The organism is Citrobacter sp. HN-141 (assembly GCF_033341895.1).
Classification (GTDB): Bacteria; Pseudomonadota; Gammaproteobacteria; order Enterobacterales; family Enterobacteriaceae; genus Citrobacter.
Genome location: NZ_JAWPBF010000002.1, coordinates 71,248 through 94,763 on the forward strand (window position 1 = coordinate 71,248; position 23,516 = coordinate 94,763).

The 23,516-nt window shown below is 47.4% G+C and carries 25 protein-coding genes; 9 read left to right on the top strand and 16 right to left on the bottom strand.

The window, feature by feature from the left end; genetic code table 11:
* Positions 1-130 precede the first annotated feature (130 nt).
* Complete coding sequence (locus tag RYZ59_RS03260; RefSeq protein WP_039026460.1) at positions 131-790, top strand: HNH endonuclease; 660 nt, start codon at positions 131-133, stop codon at positions 788-790.
* On the opposite strand, the gene RYZ59_RS03265 is transcribed toward RYZ59_RS03260, so the two are convergent.
* From RYZ59_RS03265 to RYZ59_RS03325, 13 genes are all read right to left on the bottom strand, one after another.
* On the bottom strand, positions 769-1,839 hold the full coding sequence (locus RYZ59_RS03265; RefSeq protein WP_039026461.1) for a DNA cytosine methyltransferase: 1,071 nt from the start codon (positions 1,837-1,839) through the stop codon (positions 769-771). The two genes, RYZ59_RS03260 and RYZ59_RS03265, sit on opposite strands and share 22 nt — an antisense overlap.
* 399 nt (positions 1,840-2,238) lie before the next feature.
* Positions 2,239-2,580, bottom strand: coding sequence for a TA system toxin CbtA family protein (locus RYZ59_RS03270; protein ID WP_039026462.1), 342 nt, complete (start codon positions 2,578-2,580; stop codon positions 2,239-2,241).
* A gap of 20 nt (positions 2,581-2,600) precedes the next feature.
* Positions 2,601-2,918, bottom strand: coding sequence for a type IV toxin-antitoxin system YeeU family antitoxin (locus tag RYZ59_RS03275; RefSeq protein WP_039026463.1), 318 nt, complete (start codon positions 2,916-2,918; stop codon positions 2,601-2,603).
* Between the two features lie 17 nt (positions 2,919-2,935).
* Positions 2,936-3,157, bottom strand: a complete 222-nt coding sequence (locus RYZ59_RS03280) for a DUF987 domain-containing protein (RefSeq protein ID WP_039026464.1) — start codon at positions 3,155-3,157, stop codon at positions 2,936-2,938.
* Positions 3,158-3,165: 8 nt separating this feature from the next.
* On the bottom strand, positions 3,166-3,642 hold the full coding sequence (locus tag RYZ59_RS03285; protein WP_039026465.1) for a RadC family protein: 477 nt from the start codon (positions 3,640-3,642) through the stop codon (positions 3,166-3,168).
* Positions 3,643-3,657: 15 nt separating this feature from the next.
* Positions 3,658-4,116: an antirestriction protein gene (locus RYZ59_RS03290; RefSeq protein ID WP_039026466.1), complete on the bottom strand. Its 459-nt coding sequence runs from the start codon at positions 4,114-4,116 to the stop codon at positions 3,658-3,660.
* 85 nt (positions 4,117-4,201) lie between these two features.
* A complete protein-coding gene (locus RYZ59_RS03295) occupies positions 4,202-4,438 on the bottom strand; it encodes a DUF905 domain-containing protein (RefSeq protein ID WP_039026467.1) in 237 nt (78 codons plus the stop codon).
* Between the two features lie 77 nt (positions 4,439-4,515).
* The gene (locus RYZ59_RS03300) at positions 4,516-4,926 is read right to left on the bottom strand and encodes a hypothetical protein (protein WP_039026468.1); all 411 of its coding nucleotides are present in this window, start codon (positions 4,924-4,926) and stop codon (positions 4,516-4,518) included.
* Positions 4,927-5,015: 89 nt separating this feature from the next.
* On the bottom strand, positions 5,016-5,582 hold the full coding sequence (locus RYZ59_RS03305; RefSeq protein ID WP_039026469.1) for a hypothetical protein: 567 nt from the start codon (positions 5,580-5,582) through the stop codon (positions 5,016-5,018).
* Between the two features lie 51 nt (positions 5,583-5,633).
* Positions 5,634-6,170 carry a DUF4339 domain-containing protein gene (locus RYZ59_RS03310; RefSeq protein ID WP_039026470.1) on the bottom strand — a complete coding sequence of 179 codons (537 nt, stop codon included), beginning with the start codon at positions 6,168-6,170 and terminating at the stop codon, positions 5,634-5,636.
* A 25-nt stretch (positions 6,171-6,195) separates the two neighbouring features.
* Entirely contained in the window at positions 6,196-6,906 is a 711-nt protein-coding gene (locus RYZ59_RS03315; protein WP_039026471.1) for a DeoR family transcriptional regulator, read from the bottom strand.
* A gap of 208 nt (positions 6,907-7,114) precedes the next feature.
* Entirely contained in the window at positions 7,115-7,939 is an 825-nt protein-coding gene (locus RYZ59_RS03320; protein WP_062856123.1) for a DUF932 domain-containing protein, read from the bottom strand.
* A gap of 98 nt (positions 7,940-8,037) precedes the next feature.
* Positions 8,038-8,901 carry a GTPase family protein gene (locus tag RYZ59_RS03325; RefSeq protein WP_062856124.1) on the bottom strand — a complete coding sequence of 288 codons (864 nt, stop codon included), beginning with the start codon at positions 8,899-8,901 and terminating at the stop codon, positions 8,038-8,040.
* A 495-nt stretch (positions 8,902-9,396) separates the two neighbouring features.
* On the opposite strand from RYZ59_RS03325, the gene RYZ59_RS03330 reads away from it, so the two are divergent.
* The 8 genes from RYZ59_RS03330 to qatD all read left to right on the top strand — a co-directional run bounded on the left by RYZ59_RS03330 (position 9,397) and on the right by qatD (position 20,571).
* Positions 9,397-11,304 carry an ABC-three component system protein gene (locus RYZ59_RS03330; protein ID WP_039026474.1) on the top strand — a complete coding sequence of 636 codons (1,908 nt, stop codon included), beginning with the start codon at positions 9,397-9,399 and terminating at the stop codon, positions 11,302-11,304.
* Between the two features lies 1 nt (position 11,305).
* Positions 11,306-11,905, top strand: a complete 600-nt coding sequence (locus RYZ59_RS03335) for an ABC-three component system middle component 1 (RefSeq protein ID WP_039026475.1) — start codon at positions 11,306-11,308, stop codon at positions 11,903-11,905.
* The gene (locus tag RYZ59_RS03340; protein ID WP_062856125.1) at positions 11,902-14,886 is read left to right on the top strand and encodes an AAA family ATPase; all 2,985 of its coding nucleotides are present in this window, start codon (positions 11,902-11,904) and stop codon (positions 14,884-14,886) included. Before RYZ59_RS03335 ends, RYZ59_RS03340 begins: the two co-directional genes overlap by 4 nt.
* 88 nt (positions 14,887-14,974) lie before the next feature.
* Positions 14,975-15,907 (top strand): hypothetical protein, encoded by a 933-nt coding sequence (locus RYZ59_RS03345; protein ID WP_039026476.1) that lies wholly within the window; start codon positions 14,975-14,977, stop codon positions 15,905-15,907.
* A gap of 104 nt (positions 15,908-16,011) precedes the next feature.
* Positions 16,012-17,796: a P-loop NTPase fold protein gene (locus RYZ59_RS03350; protein WP_039026477.1), complete on the top strand. Its 1,785-nt coding sequence runs from the start codon at positions 16,012-16,014 to the stop codon at positions 17,794-17,796.
* Positions 17,796-18,548 carry a hypothetical protein gene (locus RYZ59_RS03355; RefSeq protein ID WP_039026478.1) on the top strand — a complete coding sequence of 251 codons (753 nt, stop codon included), beginning with the start codon at positions 17,796-17,798 and terminating at the stop codon, positions 18,546-18,548. The genes RYZ59_RS03350 and RYZ59_RS03355 overlap by 1 nt, the downstream gene beginning before the upstream one ends.
* Entirely contained in the window at positions 18,530-19,849 is a 1,320-nt protein-coding gene (qatC, locus tag RYZ59_RS03360) for a Qat anti-phage system QueC-like protein QatC (RefSeq protein WP_181033768.1), read from the top strand. Before RYZ59_RS03355 ends, qatC begins: the two co-directional genes overlap by 19 nt.
* Before the next feature lie 8 nt (positions 19,850-19,857).
* Positions 19,858-20,571 (top strand): Qat anti-phage system TatD family nuclease QatD, encoded by a 714-nt coding sequence (gene qatD, locus RYZ59_RS03365; protein ID WP_039026486.1) that lies wholly within the window; start codon positions 19,858-19,860, stop codon positions 20,569-20,571.
* A 67-nt stretch (positions 20,572-20,638) separates the two neighbouring features.
* On the opposite strand, the gene RYZ59_RS24700 is transcribed toward qatD, so the two are convergent.
* From RYZ59_RS24700 to RYZ59_RS03375, 3 genes are all read right to left on the bottom strand, one after another.
* Complete coding sequence (locus RYZ59_RS24700) at positions 20,639-20,842, bottom strand: hypothetical protein (RefSeq protein WP_072038564.1); 204 nt, start codon at positions 20,840-20,842, stop codon at positions 20,639-20,641.
* 163 nt (positions 20,843-21,005) lie between these two features.
* Positions 21,006-21,704 (bottom strand): inovirus Gp2 family protein, encoded by a 699-nt coding sequence (locus RYZ59_RS03370; RefSeq protein ID WP_039026480.1) that lies wholly within the window; start codon positions 21,702-21,704, stop codon positions 21,006-21,008.
* 263 nt (positions 21,705-21,967) lie between these two features.
* Positions 21,968-23,482, bottom strand: a complete 1,515-nt coding sequence (locus RYZ59_RS03375; protein ID WP_039026481.1) for a YfjI family protein — start codon at positions 23,480-23,482, stop codon at positions 21,968-21,970.
* Positions 23,483-23,516: the final 34 nt, after the last annotated feature.

A 23,516-nucleotide genomic window follows, 5' to 3' on the forward strand; every position in this document is an offset into this window, starting at 1 on the left:
AAAAATACGTATTGTGAAGCTTTGGTTCTTAGCCTGTTTAGGTATGCCTGATTTTAAGATAGCCCTTCCCTGTACACTTCCATCTGTGGTGTAATCCCTTGTGATTTTAAGGTTTCTTTCGAGAGATAGCATGGAATTATTCGAAAATTATTTGTCAACGTTACCTAAAAAAAAGCGATTGAGTGAAGTCAAGTTGACTATCCTGAAGAGATTATGGGGCTCGGATGATATTGATTTTCCTAAACCTTGGGTCTCATCAATAGAACTACTGGAACTGACAGGGCAAAAGTACTTCGATAGACGAACAAGAGAATTGCGAGATGAACTAGGCTGTGATCTCGAAAGCTCGTACATTGCGGAGTTCTCGGGGCATGCTTGGCGGCTAAAATCAAATATGATTGCCCCACCAATGGAAAGGGAATACCTGACAGAATCACAACGATCTGGTTTATTTTCTAACCACAGCAACACATGTGCAACATGTGGTAAAACTGTTGCTGCTGGGGTCAGGGGGCTACAAGCGGATCACAAAATACCTTTGTCACGTGGTGGTGGAAATGAGTTAACCAATTGGCAAGCTCTTTGCCACAATTGCAACGTAGGTAAGAGAAGAGCATGTGAGGGATGCACTGATGATTGTTACACATGCTCATGGGCATTCCCTGAAAAGTTCGGGATAACAACAATGCTCCATCTGCCAGAAGCTGCTTTAAGAAAAGCTCAGCAGCTAGCCGATGCAGATGGGATTTCATTAGACGAAATCGTTGCCTACGCAATACGCAAGCTCTGAATATCATTTGACTCGAGTGGTAACGCCAACTGTTGTTTTTTCATGATGTCAACAGCTTCGAGTGCTTTACGGATTTGCCTTCCTGTTGCCTCGGCAACAGGGGGGGGGAAAGCGTTACCGACTTGACGATAAGCAGCTGTTTTTTTACCAGAGAATTTCCACCAGTCGGGGAAACCTTGGATTCGTGCAGCCATTCTTACAGTCAAACGAGGCATATTTTCAAAACCAGTCCGAATTTTTCCGTCTCTTCCAACATACCCGATAAACCCCTTTTCAGGGCCATTATCCGCTATGGAATGTCCATTGACTCCAAGCGCTTGCCAGGATCTTTTGGCTCTTGTCGGGCCAAGATCTGGCCCACCATGCTTATGGGAGCCGCCAACAAGTGTAGGAGCTATATTATCTGCTGCCTTTCTCCAGGCTTCAGCTCCTTCCCAACCTCCCATTGACATTAAGTCAAAGAGGGCATCACCCACAGTCGGCGGTATCAACGTTTCACTCGGCCAATGAAAATGAGCTGCATATTCACCACGCAATGCCACTAAAAGAACACGTGGGCGAAGCTGAGGAACTCCGTAATCAGAGGCATGATGAAGTTTCCAAAAGGTTTTATAGCCCATTGCAGAGAAAGCATGATCTAGTTCTTGCCGGTATTGCTTAAACTTTGGGTCTAGTAAACCAGAAACATTTTCAATCATTACTGCTTTTGGCTTAATGGTGTTCACAATTTTGAGCGCCGTCGGAAACAAATCACGTTCATCATCTTTGCCAAGTTGCTTCCCTGCTTTTGAGAATGGTGGGCAAGGAACTCCCCCTGCAACCAAATCAACATCAGAAAAACTATATGCAGTGTGTTCAGCAAAATGCTTAACGCAACCTTCTACGATATCTCCCCAACCCAAAGAATGGAGCTCATTGTTGAGGCGAAGAGTTTCGCAGGCAGCTGGATCAATCTCGACTAGTGCGCGGTGAGCGAAGCCAGCGTTATGTAACCCTAAGGCTTGACCTCCTGCTCCTGCGCAAATCTCTACAGATGTATATTGTAACATGCCATTAAACCTGTATATAAAAACAGTTGTATATTTATCTGATCAGAGACCATTACGCAACTAATTGTACAAAACAAGCAGTACTACCGCCATTAAGCCGGTCAGCTTAGTTACTTGATTACTGTATGACAAGGCAATCTACTACTTTGTTATGGAACCCTCAATTTATCAAATGAGTAGCATTTAATAGTGTTAGGGGCATCATCTTGATCAGAGCTTGTTGTCTAGTGCTGGCTGAGACAAACTGTCTCAGTTGATCACGAAAGGTCTTACTATCTGTTTACATGATATTTTGTCCGTAAGATGTATTGCGTCCACTGTAAGTAGCAGACGCATTATGCAAGGAGTAAATAAAGGAGAAATATTGGTGATGAAGATTGGGAATGCTGCTCGTAGAATTCAGCGTTCTAGGTCACTTCGGCTTTGTCGTAACAAGCCAGTTGCCTGTCGAGCTCGCAGAATATCAACGGCCCGAAGATAAGGTGATTGTTCTTGCCAACTAAACCCTCTGCGATCGATACGAACCAGCTCGTACTTATCCACCAGAAAGTTAACGGCATCAGCCATCGTGATACCGGCATCAATGTGTTCCTGAATCACAGTTTCATCACTGAACGGGGTGTCGTTCAGTGTCAGGCCATAGTGCTGTTCAAGCAGGCGTGTCAGTAACATTTTCCAGACAGCCACGGGCAACAGACAGGGCTTCGCCGCCCGCGAAATTGTAGCAGGTAGAGTTTTCATGCTTGCTCTCGTGAAATTAGTTAGCGTTGAGTGGGATAAACAGCGATGTATACGTAGCCGCAACTACCAAGAGTATCGGCTTCGCAGGTAAAATCGTTGTGGTACAGGATGACGCAGTAGGCATGACGGGGATTCAGTTCACCAGTGGTCAGCATCGACTCTATCAGGCTGATAAAATGTGGAAATACCACATCCAGCTTAAGACATTCGGCGTCACTAAACTTACCGGTGATACTGGCCCGGTCAGCCAGATAGTGCAGCCGGTTGCCATCCTGCACCAGACGTGCTCCCAGGCGCGGCGTGATATCCCGCTGCAGGCCCCATGTAGTGTTGCTCATTTATAACCTCTTTATTGTCAGTTCAGGGTGATACTCATCAGACAGGTATAAGGTCCGTTGCGGTCCTGGCGGCGTTCGGCGTATACCGCCAGCACGCCGGGAATGTCAGGAACTACCTTACCGGTGTAATGACAGACGCTACCGTGCCACTGGTATCTGCCGGTGCAGTATCGAAAAATGCGGGAGGCCGGATGTTGACGGTAAATTGTCATCGCCCGGCGTTTACTGATAATTTTCATGTCATACCTCAAAGCAAACCATGTTCAGCGAATGAATAGATTTTCCTGCCACCGACAATCAGATGGTCAGGGATGCGGATGTCAACCAACTGAAGTACCTGAACCAGTCGCTGCGTAAGGGCTTTGTCCGCCTGGCTGGGCGTCGTCTCGCCGGAAGGATGGTTATGCGCCAGTATTACCGCCGCCGCGTTGAAATACAGGGCGCGCTTGACCACCTCCCGGGGATGGACCTCGGTGCGGTTAATCGTGCCGCTAAAGAGCGTCTCATGGGCAATAAGCTGATTCTGGTTGTCCAGATACAACACCCGGAACTCTTCCCGCTCAAGCGCGGCCATATGCAGTCGCAGCCATTCACGTACGGCGTGGGTGGAGGTGAAGGCTACCCCGGGCTCATGCAGATGCCGGTCCAGAATCCTGAGGGCGCGCTGGATGAGACGCCGGTCCTGTGGCGTTATCTCGCCGGGTAAAAAGGAAAGCTGTTTCATTCGTTGTACCTCCGGTCAGTCGATGATGCGCAGAATGGCGTAAGCTTCAGGATGCTGCAGGGCATAGTCCCGCAGGCGATAATAGTGTGCGTTCATTGCGTCACATTCTGTACGACAGGCGTGATGGCTGTATTCAATCAGGCAGATAGCAATACCTGCGGCTTCTGCGCTCATTTCCGCACCATTGCCGTTCATGCCGTTGAGCAGATGCCATTTATCGTCACTGTCAGCATCAGGAGCCATAAACGCGCCGCCATTGCTGAGCGTGTAAAAGGACCAGATACCACCGCTGTACTCATCACAGAAGCGGTCCATCCAGGCGAAAATGCGGGGTTCCAGCGTTATCCATCGTGGGATAGAGCCAAAGTACTGCGGCCAGAAATCGAGACGCTGTTCGTCAGGTACTGGTGTTGCAGTAAGGGCAAATTGAGGTTCATTAGCGGGTACCAATTCGCATTGAGTTTGTGTCGTCATGGATACTCTCCGTCAATAAAAACGCCAGCAACGATGGTTGGCGTATGGGAAATAAAGGATATACAGGGATGATGAATGGGTGTGGTCAGGAGGAGGATGCTCTGAGCATGCCTGACTTGCGGATATAACGGTTAAGCCCTTCACCGGCATCCGGTTCAAAGCACCACGCCCGCCAGATCATTCGACCTTCAGAGTCACGAACCACCAGGCGGAAGTGTGTGCCCTGGTCGTCTTCAATGCTGATGTTGCGATACCTGCGGGTAATCGCTTCGGCCTGCTGTCGGGTAAAAGGTCCCGGTGGCAGCATGTGAGATTCAGGCATTCGATGTACCTTAAAAGCAAAAACCCCTGACGCTGCCGCGTCAGGGGTTGTGGGTGTATGCAGGTGTGGGGTGATAATCAGTAACCGGTTTGTACCTTATACAGCCGCAGGGTTTTGCTACCCCGGACAATTTTCACATACAGGGCATTATCTTTCGTGCTGCGCACAAATCCGGCCTGCACATCGCCCTTACAGTCACCACCATCGTAAGGAATATTGACACCGGTCTGGCGCACCAGGTCGATAACCCCGAAGCTAAGGTCTTCACAGGCCGGGCCCGGCAGGTCCTGAATCAGGGCAAATTTATGGTCGTCGCTGACACCGGTCAGTGAACACATGGAAGTATTGATGTCGTTTCCCTGGCACCAGTACTCCTGGCCTGGATTGTCTTTATCCATCAGGTTTGCCGGAAGCTGAGCGGCACTGGCACTGAAGGTGGCGAGCAACAGAATGAGGGCGGATATGGCTGAAGTGATAATACTTAACATGGCATTCTTCCTGAATTAATGGGTGCCAGATGACACCCGATATATTTGCAGGGCATCTGGTGTGATTTAAAACGTCTTTAATCAGATGCTCAGCAGTTACCGGTACGGCGGCACAGTTCTTTCAGGCTTTGCTGAGAGGCCCACTGTTGCAGTTGGCGATCCTTTTCTGTCTGCCTGGCCTTAATGGCAGCCAGTTGTTGTTTATTTGTGCAGCTTTCAGGCAGCACCATCAATACACGGGGCTCCGCCTTTTTATTAACCATCTCAAGCTGCACCTGTGTATCGACGATACTGAAGTAACACCCTTTACCGTTATCCTCACCCTGGTACACCACATCAAGATCAGAAGCATATCCGCTAGCCGTTTTCAGGTTCAGATAACGGACGGTTTTTGTTTTTTTGTCAGCTAGATACAGAGGGGTGTTATAGGCCTGGCGCAGCAAAAATGTATTCGTCCACGGATAATAACCAATGATGTCAGCCTTCAACCCAAGCGCATTGAGCATTTTCACATCATCATAGCCATCCGCAGAGGTCCAGCCGCTTTTCTTCATGTCGTACCAGTTGGTGAGACGACCGGTGACATCGTAGGCATGTGCGCTGGTCGTGAGCAGCAGGAGCCCTGTAACAGCCAGAGTAGTGAGTCTTTTTTTCATCGTGATATCCTTTTATTGCATCATATAGGCATGTTGTTGTCTGAGCAGGATTCAGGCCATAACGGTCAGAACCAGCATTGCCAGCCATACCCAGAAGTAAGCCGGTTTCTGACCGAGGGTTTTCGCCCGTCGCCACAGATAGAACGGTACCAGCCACGCCAGTTTGCCGAACGTGATGGTGTCCACTCCGGCCTTACGCAGACGTCGCTCATCGAGATACCCCAATGCGATATTGAGCAGCAGCGTGATAAACCAGTACTGTCCGCCCGAGACAGCATCATATGCCTCGTCAAAGGACATACCGTTCAACCCTGCCGTCCACAGCTCAAGCGCATAACCAATGAAGGGAGCAAATGCCAGCGTCCATACCACTCCGCCGGGAATGCGGTGCCCCGGCAGTGCGGGCGGGATGGTGCTTTGCTGCAGTACTGTAGCAAGCGGGGTGGCGGAGACCGGTTGCCAATCCGTCATACCCTGTCGCCACACCAGCGTGGCAGCGGTGAGTTCACCGCGCGCAATCAGGTCAGTGATGTCATCTTCGGTCACATTGTCGTGACGTATGCCATTTTTCTCGTAATGCCAGGTCATTGTTTTTCCTTCTTAACAGAGGTCATTAAATCAGTGTGTTGCCCTGCTCCTCCTCAGAGGCTCCAGAAGACAGGACTTCGCGAATACAACTGAAGTGCGGAAGAGCCCGGATAAAGCCCGCCTGTGTGGTTAACTGGCTGAGACGTTTTCGCGGGGTAAAAGTGGTGTTCAGGACTGTCACCGCATGGATGGTCGCCAGAGGGTGCACGGTGATATACCCGTTAAGTTCACCGGTGAGGTACCAGCAGCCGTCGAGTGATATCAGGCGGTACGGGGCCAGCCCGTCACAGCGCTCTCCCTCGGCCAGCAGCAGGACCCGCTGGCAGGCAGTAATGGCACTGACAAGACGGTAGAAGACCAGTGAGCTGGCCGGTGACACTGACTGTGGCGGCTGCCATACCAGACACGGCATCCCTCCTGCAGTGAGCAGCATGCCCGCCAGACGCCGGTCCAGCCCCGGAAAAATATCGGCCAGTCCAGCCCGGTGAGCAAAGGTCAGCGCATCCAGTTCACCCTGTACGCCTCCACCGGTACTGCGCAGGCGGCATTGCCCCCGTAGATACTCCAGGTCCAGATACATCAGCCGTTCGCGAAAATCCCGTCGCAGGGTACGGACTGACACACCAAACTCAGCAGCCAGTCGGGCCATGTTCAGCGTCTCACCGGCAACCAGGCGGCTGATTATCAGTGACAGCCTGACAGCCAGTCGGTCATGACGGCGCTCTGCCTGTGTCATCTTAAATCTCCGTAATAATTAACTGACTGAATATGAAATGATTCTAAAGAGGGGGGCGGACAGGGTATGGACATGGAATGAACTATTTTTTATCTGCCACCGAAGGCAGGCCCGACGCGGCATTCCGTAGAATACGGTGATAAAACACCCAACCCAATGGAGGTAAAACGGACAGGGAGTGTCCCTTCCCAACATGCTGATAACAAGCTCAGGACTGAAGCCCATTCAGCATCGCTTCCGCCATCACCCAGAGAGCCCGGTTGAGCTTCACATCTCCGTCAATACCACGCACGGCGCGGGTATGCGTTCGCCCACCTTTCGCACTCCGGCCACTGAGCCCGCCCTTAATCAGGTTCTCCTGAATACGCTGGTATGTGGTCCACAGGTCGTTGCTCTCATCCTGCCAGCGGCGTGGGGAGAGTATCTGAGGTGCTGTCACCGGCTGGTGGTCCTCACCGAAACGGTACGTCAGTGCAGCCTGTGCCAGAGCCTGTTGTGCAGGTGGCGGCAGCATCAGCGACTGCATGGCATCCCGCTTCTCTTCCACACGGTCAAAAATCCCCAGCACCTCATACGCTCCCTCAATCACCTGGCTTACGACATCTCCTTTGTGCGGCACCCGCACCTCGCCAAACGACTCGCCGCAGACGAGCCCGTTCTGGCATACCGCGCGGAATAATCCCGGCAGCATCTGATACGAGCTGGTGCCGTCATGAGAGTTCAGCAGAATGATTTCCGGGACTTGCTTGCCGGTAATCTGCCCTTCTCGGCGCAGGCGCAGCATGTGCTTTGTGTGATCGCGGCGACCTGGGTCACGCACTCTGGTCTGACAGGCAAAGAAGGGCTGAAAGCCTTCGCGCTGCAGGCTGTCGAGGAGAGAAATCGTGGGTATATATGTGTATCGTTCACTGCGGGATTCGTGTTTGTCCTCGCTGAAAACGCTGGGCACCACAAGAAACAGTTCTTCGCGGGTTAACGGACGGTCGCGACGGATAAGATTTACTGCGCCAAAGCGCGAAGCCAGACGGGTCATAAGCAGACTCCTCATGATGGAAAATAAATACAAAAAGCCCTGCCGCAAAGTCGCGGCAGGGCTCAGGAAACTACGGGTTAGATTAGAAGGGTTAATTTTCAGAAGAAGAAATTCCAGACTGCACGAGCGACTGATACCACGATGTCGCGTACAGACTGGATGACTGTCCGAACCGGGGCCGGTATCAGGGGCATGGAACTTACTGTGTCCAGTACCGAGCCGACCGTTTCACCAAAATCGTCACGGGCTTTTTTATTAACGGTATCGGTACGAAGTGGAGCACTAAGCTGTACCGCTACCGGACTACTGGCCTCCCGCGGCAGGCAACGAATCATCCGTTCAGCCATCACCCGCAGTCCCCACTGCAAACGTACCGACACCGCACAGACAGGGTTTACAGGTTGGAACAACTCATGCAATAGACAGATTTTGCGGCTGATATTTTGTTTCTGTTCTGTTGACAGCTTTTCACCACCGCAGGTGGGGTCAACCTTGTCGGACTGACTGATAACAAAGAGCACCTTTTGCCGGTATGCCCCGCCAATCACCTGATGATAAAAATGCTCATCCACCGCCAGTGCCCGGTCATCGGCCTTGATCAACCACAGCACCAGGTCGAGCCGGGGAAGCTGTTGACAATACAGCGCGGCATACTCGTTATCGCGAACGCTACTTTCGCCCACACCGGGCAGATCCACGATGGTCATATAGCGCTTTCCCAGCTGCAGGCGAAAGCGCAAAGGTTCACGTGTGCAGGCGGCCACGTCGCTGACCGGTGAAACGTCCCCGGCAAACAGCGCATTGCACAGACTGCTCTTGCCTGCGCCGGTTTTCCCCATAATGCCTATTGTAGGCTCGTAGTGGGTTAACTGATTTATCTGCTGCAGAATGCGTTCAGAGACCCACTGGGGCAGGCCGGAAAGCGTTTGCTGCAGTGACTGCAGACCGTCAAATTGTTTCATTACTGCTCCTCTGAAAAAGAATACAAAAACGGCAGAACCATAAGGTTCTGCCGTTAAGGGGTATGTTCAGGGAGGTGATATCTGTCTGAAGTTTTTTATAATGCTGGTATGCGTTTCCATTCGTTGGACTCACGGCACTAGCGAACCGTCTGAAGCAACGAGGGATCTGTTATGAGCGATGTACAGCTATTCGAACCCTGATAATTACACTTTGAAGTGATTCAGGGTATCCCCAAAAGTTTAAATCATTAAACCCGACAACGTAGATACCTGCATAACTTCTATCACACCTCACAGAAAGGTAGCACTGACAACTGGTACTCCACTCAATTTATATATCATCAAGAAGTTATCAGCGTTGTAAGCCACCAAGAACCATAAAAAACGTTTAATTCTTACTGCAAGATGAAATCAAGCTCACTATAAAACCCTTGCTAATTCGGTTAGCATATCCCTAATTTTTTTAGGGCAGAAAATGCAATAAGGAAAATCTGAATGCTCAGAAGGTTCCGGTTAGAGCGGAAGTCTGACTATGAAAAGCTGGTAATTGCTCAGCGTCTGGCGGACATGCTTGAGAAATTCTTAAGTGGAAGGCTGGCACCTCTGTCGATTGGTGCTGAACAAGGTGGCATTGAGGAGTGGGACGATGTGGTAATCATGCACACCGCAGACCACTATGAGCATTTACAGATTAAGCGTCAGTCGACTGACTTTTGTACCAAAGATCCTGATAAAGCTGTACAACTCGCTAAAAAACCCAGAAAGGGTTCCTCGCCCATCTCCCCGACCAATTCCGTTTTAGACTCGGCATTTTCCAGTCTTGCCAGAATCGCGAAAGCGGGAAAACTTGATGAATCTCCTAACCGTGAGTTTAGACTCACCCTCGTGGGTCTGCATCTACAAATAAAAGATAGTTTTTCAGTCAATCATTTAGAAGAAGTCTGTGATCTTTGTCGTCAAAATGGACTCAGTATAGAGGAATTAGCTAAGCGTCAGGATGGTCCAACCACGAGGGCTTATTTATGGCTAACAACCTGGTGTGGATTCGAAGACTGGAGTCAGATACGAAATGTACTTCGCCGGGTTAAAATCAATTGTATCGGTAACGATGCGACATTAAAAGATCGGACAATTCACTCGCTTGGTCGTTACTTCAGCGATCCGAATCGTACACTGGACCGTTTAATTACCTATATCGCGGCAGAAACATCTGACGTAGCAGCCTTGGGATGCCATGACGTCGTCCAGGAACTGCGAAGTGAACTGCGCCCTGATGTTGAAACCTGGGTGCAGTATCAGTTAAGCGACGGTTCTACTATGGCTGGTAAAACTTGGTCATTAGCCGGAACGCTTGATCTTGCCGGTTCAACAGAAAGGTCCGCAAAAGGGGTCGTTGAGCACATGTGGAGTCGTGAGCCCGGCAACCGCAAACTCAGAGTTTATGCCAATTACTCCCCCCCTGCAGGCGATAATCTGACTCTTCTTTCTGCCATTGTGCGTATGGCTTTGCATTTACCCCAAGGCAGTCAGGGGCTGATGTTAGGTGAACCAGCGTGGCGTAGTAGCATTGGTCATGAAATTGGACACACACTTGGCTGTGCAGAACATGACTTCAGCGACCTACCTTGGCTTGAAAATGCCGAACGCCTATCCTGTGCACAGGATTATGAATTTAAGACAGTAAATGCTGCTCGAGGAGAAGCTGAAGCGCTTGCTAAAGCTATGGACGACGTGCTGTGGCAACGCCTTCTTCAAGGGGTTTCAGAAAAGCTTGGCTCAATCTCAGATTCGGCGCTAGCAGATGCGATGGAGACGGTTTGGCAGTCATGGCTGAGCGGGTTCGCAGCTGCACCAGAAAAACGCCGAAAATTCATGGAGCAGCTTCTCTATCCGAAAACGGAGAAAAAAAATGAAAGACATGCGCTTCGCCTGGGCCTTCGTACTTTAAATCTTCTTGTTACCGCTGTTGAAACCTTATTACTGGTTGCTGTGGGTTTGCCTGAGGACAGTAATAACTGGGAATCTTTTCAGGAAGGTGGCCCAGTATTGAGCATTGCTCTTAAGTACTGGTCTGGTCCTGCGGGTGGTTTTTCGGGAGTACGTGAGCTTTCTGACGATCCGTTAATAGACGTTATTGGCCCTAATCCGGATCCCATCGTTATCTTATCGGGTGTGAGTACATCCCCATCAGAATTATTGAATATAGGTATGGCTGACGACGCAGAGACTGCGACCAGTATGGCCGCGGAGCGTCAACCTCACCTGCTCGTCACGCGGTCTGGTATGTTTCGTCATTTACATAACGGAACACTTGACTCCGTACGCCAACATTTCACTAAGCAGTGGCAAGATCGAAAGCTCGCTCGTGAATCGGCCATTGAGAAGAATGCGAAGGGATCCTGAAATGCCGACAATCCAAGAACTCGTTACTGCTATAACCAAGCGTGCTAAGGGCCGCTATGAAGTTCATTTTCCAGATGTGGACGAAATGGTTTCACCCTCAATTGATATCGGCATGACTGCAATACAACTCAGACGCATTAATCGGGAGAATGCTGGATGGCGAACAGTGCTGATCACAGCATTTCCTAGTAACGTGGATAATATCCAGAGTGCTTTCCGATGGGCCGCTGATATCCGAGACATACTTGCAGAGCCTCAGACAGCAGACCTTTACATGTTTATGCTCATCGATGGAGTTGAGTCAGAAGATGCTGCCCGTTTTGAAACGGACGATCGATTTTGCAGGAAGGTGGTGCTCAGAAAGCAGGAAGATATTGACTCCTTCCTTGATCGAAGTTTTCTGGCGTCTTTAACACCTGCGAGAGGTGGGAATGATATCAGCGATCCTCTGCTAGCGTCTCTGAACTCGATGGGGCAAGCACACTCTTGGGTAGAACCTCATCTCGAAACATGGCGTGAATTGTTGCTCTCTGAGAAATCTGGCGATGAAATTGTTAATGCGCTGAGGGATATGATGTTTGGAGAGAAGGACTTTCAATGAAACAACTTAAATCTATCACGCTCTCAAATGTCCGCCGATACGGTACCGACACCAAAATTGAGCTCAGTGGCGGTGCAACCATTTTACTGGCCCCTAACGGTACGGGGAAAACGGCCTTCTTCGAAGCGATCGAATTTAGTCTCACGGGTAATATTTCTCGTCTAGGCGAGAATCTTTCACCCATTATCAGGGACAGCCAGACTGTCGCTAAGGTGGTCTTGGATTTTGGGGATGTACAAGCCTCTGCGCAGGTGAGCAACGAAGGTGACGTCGAAAGGACTGGTGATTTAAGCTCTCTTTTTCCGGATACGAATTCGGAGGACATCCCCTTTTTATTAAGACTTACCCACTTACTGGATCAGCGCGAGGGCCAATGGCTGGTCAAAGCGGATGCAAAAGTTGCGGGCGCTCAACTGGCTCGCTTGCCAATCGGTAAAGATGGAACCCTAGTTAGTAATGCTCTTGGCGGCATTCGCCGCGTTCTCACTGAAAAGCTGAAGCAAGCAAAGGGAGCCCTTGAGGCGCTCGAAGCTGAGTTTGGGGAGTGGCAAAGTCTGATTCTTGATCGGGACCAGGCGGCATCACAATCTCAGGGGGCCCTGCGCAGTAAAGAAAACATCGCAGAATCAATCTCAGACATAGCTCGCAATACTCAGAGTGCAGAACAATTGCCAGTAGGTTTACTGGTTCCGCCAGTGGGTATCAGCAATCTGGAAACAATGCACGAGGCATTAGAGCAAACAGTACAAGCAAAGCTGAACCGACTTCGCGAACAGATTACTGCGCTTATGGAAGTGGATGGACTAATTGGCCGGTTCGTTTCTGAGCAAGCGCGTTCTGAGCAGCTTGGCAATGCGCTTATAACTGCTAAAGAGGAACTGACACAAAAACAACAGGAACGAGCCCAGCTAGTTGATAAAAAAGATAAACTCCAGAAGGAACTTGTCACAGCTGAAGCAGAACGTGATGTAATTATACAGCAGCTTAACCGGCTCAATAGTGAGGCGCGAACCAAAGAGGCCTTCGAGCAATGTAAGCTTGACTTGGCGTCAGCTGACAAAGCGTTGGCCGACGCCCAGTCTCTGGCATCAACCTTGCGTCACATACATGAGGGGAACGAACAGCTACGTATTGAACATGAACTTATAAATAAACAGCGTAAGTCTCTGCAGCTTGTAGATAGTGAAGTACTCACTGCTCATCAACTTATCAAGCGCTGGGAAGACATTCTTCAACACATTGCGACAATTACCGACTTGGTTAGCAATGAGGAAATTCAGGAGCGTGTACTTCAGGAGCATCTTCATACCGCGAATTCGTTAAAGGTATCAGCTGAAACAGATGAGCTTTCAGCGAAGCAGTTCCATGAGATGCTCACGTCTACTGCTGACTCTATAAGGCAATCCGTAGCCACCATTGCCGCACATTTACCAGAGGATCGCGGGGACTGCCCTTTATGTGGAGTGGAACATGGCGCTGCCGTTCTTCATAAACGCATTACTAGATCATTAGAGGCTATAGACCCCAAAGTCATCGAAGCAGAACAGCGCGTTAAAACAGCATCCGATCACTTGCGGAAATGCATAGAAACAGTGACGCATACCGAAACAGAATTGAAAGCGTGCCAGAGTAAAATTGTTGAATTGCGAGGCGATATCGTTCGCTCAGTAGCAGAGATCAATCAACTCAAAACAAACATCCTTCTTGACGGAGATACGGTACAACTAGCGAAAGCATCTATCCAACGTCGCGAAGAATCAAATGCTTCAGCGAAACAGCAGATTGACGAAAAACAGCTTAACCTTGCCCCCTTACCGACACCTGAAATATTGGAAGCGTCTAAAAACGCATACCAATTGTCGACTCGCGAACTGGATACTGCGCGGCATAATCGGGCCGGAGCCTTGGCTAGCCTTGAACAAACAACCGCTGCATTAGCTGCAATAACAGCAGGGGCACTCCCTTCAAAAACGTTGGCTGATTTATCCACTGAACAAAACAAAAATACGATTCAACTAGCTGAATTAAAATCAAAAATTGAGGCTGGGCAATCTGCATTGGATAGACAGAATATCCCTTTAGCTGAAGTTAATAATAAGATAAATGGCCTCGAAAAGCAGATCACTGACGCTCATGCTCAGCTAGCCTCAATTCGGTATTCATGGAGACAACTGTCCTTTCCCGGCGATCCCGCTCTCGAAGTGGCGAGCAGTAAAGAGATTCAACTGCAGTCATCCGTTGCTGACCTGTCCCGACATTCAGAACAGTTACAAACACTCAAAATTGAGATTGGCACTTGGAACAAGCTGGAACAGACTCGTTTGGCACAAGGGCTTATAGATCGTCGCCGAGGAACATCATCTGAGCAGGAATTCGCTACAAGTCTTAGCCAGCGAATTGATAACGAGAGAACAAATCAGATGCAGTTGCTGCAATTATCTGAAGCGATGGAGACGCTCAATCGATGCCTATCTACTGAGATCTCGAATGTACAAAAACATGTGCTCTCTGTCGTTCCAAGGTGGCAGGCTTTGCTCAAACGCGTAGTCAGAGAACAGCGCTTTACTGGCACCAGTTTGGGTTTTCGCAGTATCTACAGAAAGGAACATGCTGAAGTATCTGTTCCGTTACATGGGGAGTCAGTACCGGTTCCGGCGATAGCAAGCGAAGCTCAGCTTACTGATCTACAGCTTACCTTCTTGCTCTCCATGGCATTGGAACACCAGTGGTCCTCATGGCGCTGCCTGCTTCTGGATGACCCAACACAGCATCATGACTTGGTCCACGCAGCGTCCGTATTCGATTTACTGCGTGATTACATAGTTGATCATGGCTTCCAGGTTGTAATTGCAACACATGATGCCCTTCAGGCGCGTTATTTCATGCGCAAACTGCAAAATGATGGCATTGATGCACGCTTGTGGTCACTCGTTCCTACACCTGAAGGGGTGACGGCATCTGAGATGCGGATAACCAGGTAACCTAACAGCGCTGGGCCAGGTGATAAAGCAGGGCTGTTAGGATCTCAACCTGAGAAAACTCGAGGGCTGTTCATTTTAGGAGGAAAGGATGGAATCTGCTCGTGACAAACGCACCGGAGAAAAAGTGGATGCTGAAGAGCTCTGGTTGTTGGATATCGTTGATACCAGTGGTTATGTTTGCTGGGGATGCGGAATCGAAATGTATCCTTCCGCCTGGCAAAAAGGCAGTAAGAAAAGACCGTCGTTTAATAAAATGCCAGGAAAAGAACACATCAACTGCGATGCTGATGCTGAGAGCACTGTTGTTAAGCAGGGCCAGAAGAAAAGCGTCCGCCATCTCTTGGACAGTGCACCGGGTTTGATGCCTGCAGGGTTAAAGTTGATTGAAAAACGCCCGGTTGTTGATCCTGACACAACGGGTGGTGAAAACAATTCGAGCACAACGCGTTCTGCATCATCAACATCCAGTAAAGGCAATCCCCCAACACGGCAATCGCGTCGTCCGGTTAATGCTATTCGTCAGATTTGTAGAGCGTTTATTCGTTTCCCGTATGATCGAGGTATGTCACTACATATACCGGATATTGATGCCGATACTTACATGACTGTCTTTAAAAAACTTAAAGATCCGATTCAGCCCTATCCGGAACTGCGAGTTTTCTACTCACAGTTGTTGTGGCAGAAATTTGAGCAAGATGAGAATCGGATTGTCATTCCGCTTTCGGGAGAATGGGTTAAAGATGAATCCGGAAAGCTCAAGCCTTCTCGAAGTTATAAACTCCATGTGGAATGGAGCGGCTGGTCCCAAGCTAAACGCACAGCACTTCGTAACGAGTTGGAGGCCGCCCAGGAAGAAGCGAAAGATGCGGGGAAGAAAAAGCTAAAAGACAGGGCTCAGATTTTCTTCATCGGTGAGCAAAGTACTGAGGACCATGAGGTCTTCTATGTAGCCGATTACAGGTTGATTTGTGCGATCATTGGGCATATCACTTATCCGAGAATTGAAAATATAATCAGGTAGTTGAGTTGCAATTTTTAACAAGTTGATAACCGAGGCGACATCTTTAATAAACCTTGCCCTGGGATTTGAATCTTCCATCAGCCAAGAGAAAAAAGGATAAATAGATGTGGTCAGATAAGGAATCATCAGAGGATTACCTAAATTTTGGTGAAGTATCCCAGTTAGCTGTAGACGTGCTTACTACCGAAAACATGTTACCAGTATCAATCGGCATTTTTGGGAATTGGGGGGCAGGCAAATCTTCACTTTTGAAATTGATAGAGCAAAAACTTGAGCAAGATAAAAAAGATTGGATTGTAATTAACTTTGACTCCTGGCTCTATCAGGGCTATGACGATGCGCGAGCAGCTCTACTTGAAGTCATCGCTACAGCATTGACAAAAGCTGCTGATGGAAATACGCCTCTCATCTCAAAAGCGAAGAGACTTCTGAGCCGAGTTGATGGGTTTAGAGCAATGGGGCTTCTGGCGGAAGGAGCTGCTTTATTTGCTGGAGTCCCTACTGGCGGTTTACTTTCTAGGGGAATTGGCGCGTTTAGGAATGTTACCGACGGTATCCAAAGCCAGGAAGAATATGAGGCTTTGGGCAATCTGGCTAAAGAAGGCAAAGAGAAGGCTGGTGGTTTGATTAAACCTGAGGCTAAAAAAAGCCCTCCTCAGCAGATTGATGCATTTCGTAAGGAATATGGAGAAATTTTAGAAGAGCTTGGTAAGCCACTCATTGTGGTAATTGATAACCTCGACCGCTGCCTACCGGCTAATGCTATCCATACACTTGAAGCAATCAGGTTATTCCTTTTCTTAACTAATACAGCCTTTATCATTGCAGCAGATGAGGACATGATTCGTTCTTCAGTAGCTGATTACTTCAAGGGAGCATCACAGCGGCATCAAATAGACTATCTTGATAAGCTCATCCAAGTTCCTATTCGGGTGCCAAAAGCTGGGGTTCGTGAGATTCGTTCATATCTGTTCATGCTTTATGCCATTGAACATGGCTTAAAAGGCGAAAAACTTACTACGCTCCGTGACGGCCTAGAAAAGGCATTACAGCAATCTTGGAAAGATGAACCTATTACACGCCAGGACGCTCTGAAAATGACTGGTGAGTCTGAGGATAGTAACCTCGCTTTGGCATTTGCTCGTGCGGACCGTATTGCTCCTGTGTTAGCCAATTCGCCAATTATCCATGGCAATCCTAGAATCGTTAAGCGCTTGTTGAATGTTGTCAAAATGCGATCTCAAATTGCCAAGCGGCGAGCAATGCCTTTGGATGAAGCAATCATCACTAAGTTAGTAATCTTTGAGCGATGTGTTGGAGTAGATGGTACCGCTGACTTATATCATCTAGTGGATATTGAACAAGGTATACCACAGTTGCTTAAACAGCTTGAGGAAGCTGACGGTCAAATACCTACTGAAGCGCCAAAGACATGGACTGATAATCCAACAACTAAAGCTTTCATTGCTCAATGGGCTCAGCTTGAACCGCGCCTTGGTGGAATCGATTTGAGAGCCGCCATATATCTGTCCAGAGAAACTATGCCAATAGGTGCATATGTGGTTGGTTTATCGTCGTATGGGCGGGAAGCACTGAATGCACTCATTGAAATGAAAAATACCAGTTCTCCCGCAGCAGAAGCTCTTTTGGAAACGCTTCCTCGTGAGGAACAAGTGCCTGTAATGGAAGGTTTAATTAGCCAGTTAAGGCAAGCATCGGATTGGACTCGTAGACCTAAGGGGTTTTCTGGTGCATGCCTTTTGGCTCGCCACTCGGCAGATGCTGCCAGTATATTAATTCGTTACTTGCAGGAATTGCAGCAGGGAACGAAGCCACCTGTATGGATGGCTGCAGCATTGAAAGATGAGCAATGGAATAAGGACGCTTAATGGGAACTTCACAATCAAGTATAGGCCCGGGTGGTGGTTCTCCACTGGTTCCACCATGGGCTGATGATCAGCCACAGCAACCCTTAACCCCGCCACAAGAACGAAGGTTTGCGCCTTTTAGGGAGTCTTTGGGAAATGCAGTTTCAAACGGCAATAGAGCAGACTTTAGAAAAGCAATAGGGCATTACGCGCGAAAAGCGTCTGGAGGGAGCAGTAGTGCAGCTCGACGACTAGGGAGTGTCACACAGGCTGGGGGCGGATTGTTTGGGGCTCTGGCGGGAGTGCAAGCGGCTCCAGGAGAACCAAGCATTGATTTGGGAAGCTTGGCTGGCCTTCCATGTGAAATAGCAATATCGGCTATTGCTCAAGCTTTAACATCACAGGATGGTGATTCAGAAAAGATTTGTGCTGCCATGAATCATGCCTTAGTGGAAGCTCTCGATGGTGTGGCAATTTTCGATCCTCAAAAAATAACTGATAGTGTGATCGTTGACACAATGATTTGTTATTTAGCTGAAAGCATTTTTCTGCAAATGGTCATGGATTCTAACAAGGCATGGAATAAAGCGGACACTCCTTCAAAGGCCATTCATGCAGAAATTGAACTTCGAGAATTGATCAAAGTTGTTGTTGATAAGCATATGGCTCCAAAACTTGTCGGTAACATTAGGACTTTTACGAAAAACCAAATGGTTAAAATCGAGCGTCAGGTAATTACTGAGGCTTGGCAAGAATGGGAGGCCTATCAATGACACACTTAGTTTTTCATCATGATCATCGTCTCTTACCGCCAGCAAGTGAGAACTTGTTGCCCGTACAGCTTTATGGATTAAGTGGGCAGGGGCGGGGTGATATATCCATTATTGGGAATCCTGCGATTGAGCGAATTAAGCGCTTGGGAGTCAAAATTCCAGCTCAGGTCATGGATTTTTTGAGCATCGCACTAGCGGTTACAGCGGCTGATACCTTCGTTCAGCGTGAAAGCTCTGAGGATGGTTGGACTCGTCAATTCTCGCTACGACTTCCCCTTCATGAGCCATCTCGATGGATTGCTCTAAAGAAGGAACTTGAAAGCGCTTTGCATTTCCTTAGCGGAGACATCTGGGATTTCGAGTTTTGCACTGGTGGTTATGCACCGCCAGAACCCTATAGTCAACATTCAAGATTTCACCTAATCAAGCTCAAAGAACTTGATTGTGTCTGCTTGTTTTCGGGAGGATTAGATTCGGCTATTGGCGCAATAGATCTTCTGACAATGGGGCGCGCTCCGCTTTTAGTTAGTCATGCTTATAAAGGAGATAAGTCACGCCAAGATCAAATCGCTGAAAGATTAAATGGTCGATATTCACGGTTTGAAATTAATGCTGATCCGCATCACTATCAAGGTGTGACTGACATTACGATGCGAACGCGGAGCCTCAATTTTCTTGCTTTTGCGGCAGTGGGCGCTTGTGCTATTCAAGAAGTATCTCAACAAAAAAAGGTCGATATTTTTGTGCCCGAAAACGGGTTTATCTCGTTAAATGCACCACTAACCCCACGCCGGATCGGTACGTTGAGCACACGAACAACACATCCATATTTTATTGCCAGCATCCAACAGCTGTTTGATGCGGTCGGAATTCCTTGCCAAATAATCAACCCATATCAGTTCAAAACAAAAGGGCAAATGGCTTATCAATGTTTGAACAAGCCACTATTGACTGAAATTGTAGAAAGTACAGTATCTTGCAGTCATTGGAAACGCACTAATCAGCAGTGCGGGGTATGTGTACCGTGCATCATTCGACGGGCATCGCTTCATGCAGGGGGAATTAATAGAGACGCTGGTTACACTTTCCAGTCCCTGGCTAAAGTAATGAATGAAATTGATCGTAGGGATGACCTTATCGCTCTAAGGATTGCAATCGCCCAGAAATCCACTTTGAAAATAGGAGCATGGGTCGCCAAGAGCGGTCCCTTGCCTGTGGCCGCTTTCAGTAATTTTAAGCAAGTGTTTATGGAAGGGCTAAATGAGGTCGAAAACTACTTATTGAGTGAGGGCATTGTGTGAGTATCGACATGCACTGTCATCTTGACTTATATCCTCAGCCAGAACAAGTGGCTGAGGAGTGCAGACGTCGAGGGACTTATATACTGTCGGTTACAACGACACCGAGAGCATGGCATGGGACTTCTTTACTGGCTAAAGGAAGCCAACGAATCCGAACTGCTCTTGGGCTTCATCCCCAAATTGCGCATCAAAGATCTCATGAGTTAGAGCTGTTTGATTCGTTACTTTCGGAGACCAGGTATGTTGGCGAAATAGGGCTTGATGGAGGTAAGGGGTTTAAAGAACATTGGGACGTCCAGCTGAAGGTATTTCGACACATACTTAATAGTGTGCATCGTGCCGGAGGTAAGATTATGACTATTCACAGTCGGGGATGTGCATCAGATACTATTGATGAGATTGAAAATATTGATGGTATAGCGATATTACATTGGTTTACTGGGACTCCAAAGCAGCTAGAAAGAGCAATTGATTTAGGGTGTTGGTTCTCCGTAGGACCCGCTATGCTCGAAACAATTAAGGGGAAAGCGTTAGTTTTGAAAATTCCTAAATCACGCATTCTTACAGAAACCGATGGGCCATTTGGTAAGTTTCATAATGTTCCACTAATGCCATGGGATAGTGAGATAGCCGAGACTCAGTTAGCCGCATTATGGGGGGTGAGCCTGAAGGATGTTAAAGCTCAGCTTGCTGATAATTTAAGAAGACTGTGTAGTTATTAAGTGCTTAGATAAACTCACATCTTCTCAAAAATTTTTGGTTTTGGCTGTGCACAGATAATTCCGACGTTCAAGCGTCCCTTAAAATGCTTGTTGAAGTCAGGGTTGTTGGTGTCCAGCACGAAGTGGCAACCATCTGGAAAATGCACCTGACCTTAATGCTCTTCGAGTTCCAGCCTTGGGTGCTGTGCCATGCCCCGATAATCATATCTCCTATGTTGTCTTCATGATTGTAAACACCGTGATGGTAGTAGGCATCTTTGTTGAATAACAAGCAAATGTGGTAATGGTATTTATCGCTTCCTAGAAACTGCTACAACCTGCTACATGTAGCAGGTTGTAGCAGGGTACCGAGGCAAACTATAAAAATTTCACTGAGAAATGTGTCAATTATGTTAATTGACAGAATGAGGATAAATACCTCAGCTAGAGAGCTATCAACTGGCTAATCCGCTTAACCGCGGACATTGGCTTGTACCAAAGTTGCGGTAACCGCAGTGGACATCCTTAGTTCTGGTTTTGGCCAAGTACGCCAGTCGAATCAGGAAATCCCAGTAGACTGAGTTACGATCCAAAGCATCGAATCTGCTAAACCTGTAAACAGCATTAGGTGGGAATTCAGCTAATGTCGCGTACTCTTCGTGAGCAAGCCCTATAGCACTGCACCAAGCTTTCTGTATTCGGGTTGCCATATTTTTAGCATTGAGTTCTTGGTAATTGCCCAAGTATCCATACACATCCGCATTAAATAACAGCATCAGGTGGTAATGGGGATGCTCACTTGTGTCACGTTCTCTACACCACCCATAAGATGGAAATGTCGGGTCACCCGGTCTCTTGGACCGGTTATGATCTACCCGTAGCTGACTTTTCAGTGACTCGAAGAAGCGAGTGATTGCCTGCGTATCATCGCGCTGGAAGCAGAGGGGTAGATCAGGCTCTCCCAGTACATGGGACTGGGCAAATCTCAGATCAGAACGAATACCTAGTATTCGGTTATTCTGCACTAGTGCGCCGTAGACCATGTTAAGTAGTGGGATGAGAATATCGCGGTCGATAGGTGATCTATACTTTTTGGAGGCTATTTCTACCAAGTCATCAATTTCTTCGTTGGTAAGTGTATATTGTGATTCCATAATAATCCTTAAGTATGTAAATAATAATCTTTGGCTAATGGGTAGCCCTCACGCTACCCATGTGATGTTGGATATAACTCCTGTAGGGGAGTTATTATTACTATTGATAAGTACTGATTAGGTATAGAACCTTAATTAAGGTATATTACATATACCACCTTAAAATCATGAGTTGCCCTCCCTAGTCATTTAAGTTGAGGCCGCAGGATTATTGAGCTTTAGAACAAAAAAATATTATCCAGAAAAACTTAGCTACTCTGAAGTTATTCGTTCTTTGGTAGTTTATTAAAAGCAACAGATCCAGATGAAATTAAAGGTATGTTTGATGCTTTAGCCATATCAAAAGGATGCACGTCTGAACCAATATATTTTACATAGTCAACGCCGTCCATTTTAAATAACTGCACTATGCCATCTTTCTCAAGTTCCTTTAAAACGGGTATCAGACGCTCTATGTTTCTAAGAGAGTATGGACCATCTCTACGAATAGTGTGCCTCCTAAAATCGTAAGATTTATTACTGATAACATGTTCCTCAAGCCAAAATAGCAACTTTTCTTTCTCGCTAGGTTTTCTGGTAGAATCTACTTTTAAAATTAAGTGGGTAATACACCATTCACTTATTTTAGCTGCTGACAGAAAAGTATCCCTAGTAATTATTGGTGAGTCGGGTGTAATAAACATTTGCATTACTGCTGCGATTCGCGTAGCTTGTTCCATTATTCTGGAACCAAAATCATCATAGTGATGCAACTCACCTCCTGATTGCATAAGTTCCCTGATTCGCTTATTTTGTGTTTCCCATAATGCTTTCGCCTCTTCAGATAAAGTAATACAGATACGTTCTTCATTGTTTTCTCTACGCTGTATGCCGTCTTGCAAGTGCTTAACAAGAATAGAGAAAAAACCATCAAGCCCTGGTTCATCAGACCATGAACATACATCAGGGATATCGCATGGTTCAGGTACTTGCTCCAGATCAATTAATAATAAACGGGCTAAGAACCCTGAGTTTCTTAATTTTTTTCCTTGCTTGCTTAGGAAATCGTTAAATATTGCAGGTTGCAGTAACAGCAATATGGTCAGCCGGACATCATCAACATCGTAGCTGTCACGAGATGCTCTGCTGTCTGAAATTCTCCCTTCTCCCCAAAGAGAGTTGAGAACTGATATATCGCGAAAAAGGCTACTGTCAAACACCCCTCCGGCTTCATCAGAACCGAGCATCAAGGACGGAGATCCCAGAGCTAATGTCTTTTTAAGTCCCTCGCTTGTTGAATCATTTTTAGTAAGATACTTTCTAACCGGTGCTACCGGTCCACTTTTCTGACATTCCTCCAGTGCTTCGCGTGTTTCAGCTACATCAACCTTCTGGCGAACAGCTTTGCTAAATTGCTTTTTAAGTTCTTTTAATTCCGTATCCCAAGATACTTTTTTCAGTTCATAAATTTTTTCCTTTTCCAGAAAGATATTCTTCATTCCCTTTTCCATTTGATGGATTGTTTCCATCAGTGCTTTGAATACCGTTGACTTCCTGCTACCTGACCGTGCTAATAAAAGGAGATAAAGTGATGTAAATGTTCTCCCATTTTTAAGCTGAACATCAAATTTATCCTGACAGGAAAATGCCATTACCCCAAGTAATACTATTAAAATAAGCTCAATGGGAGCTCCTGTTTTGTAATGTATGTAACTTATCAATCGCTGTGCAAAAGTGGGCAGCGTATGAAACTCCAGACAAAGTTCTTTATTTTGCTTAGATTTTTTTTCCTTAGACATGCATTGTATAGCTCCTCTTTTTTAGAAAAATTAT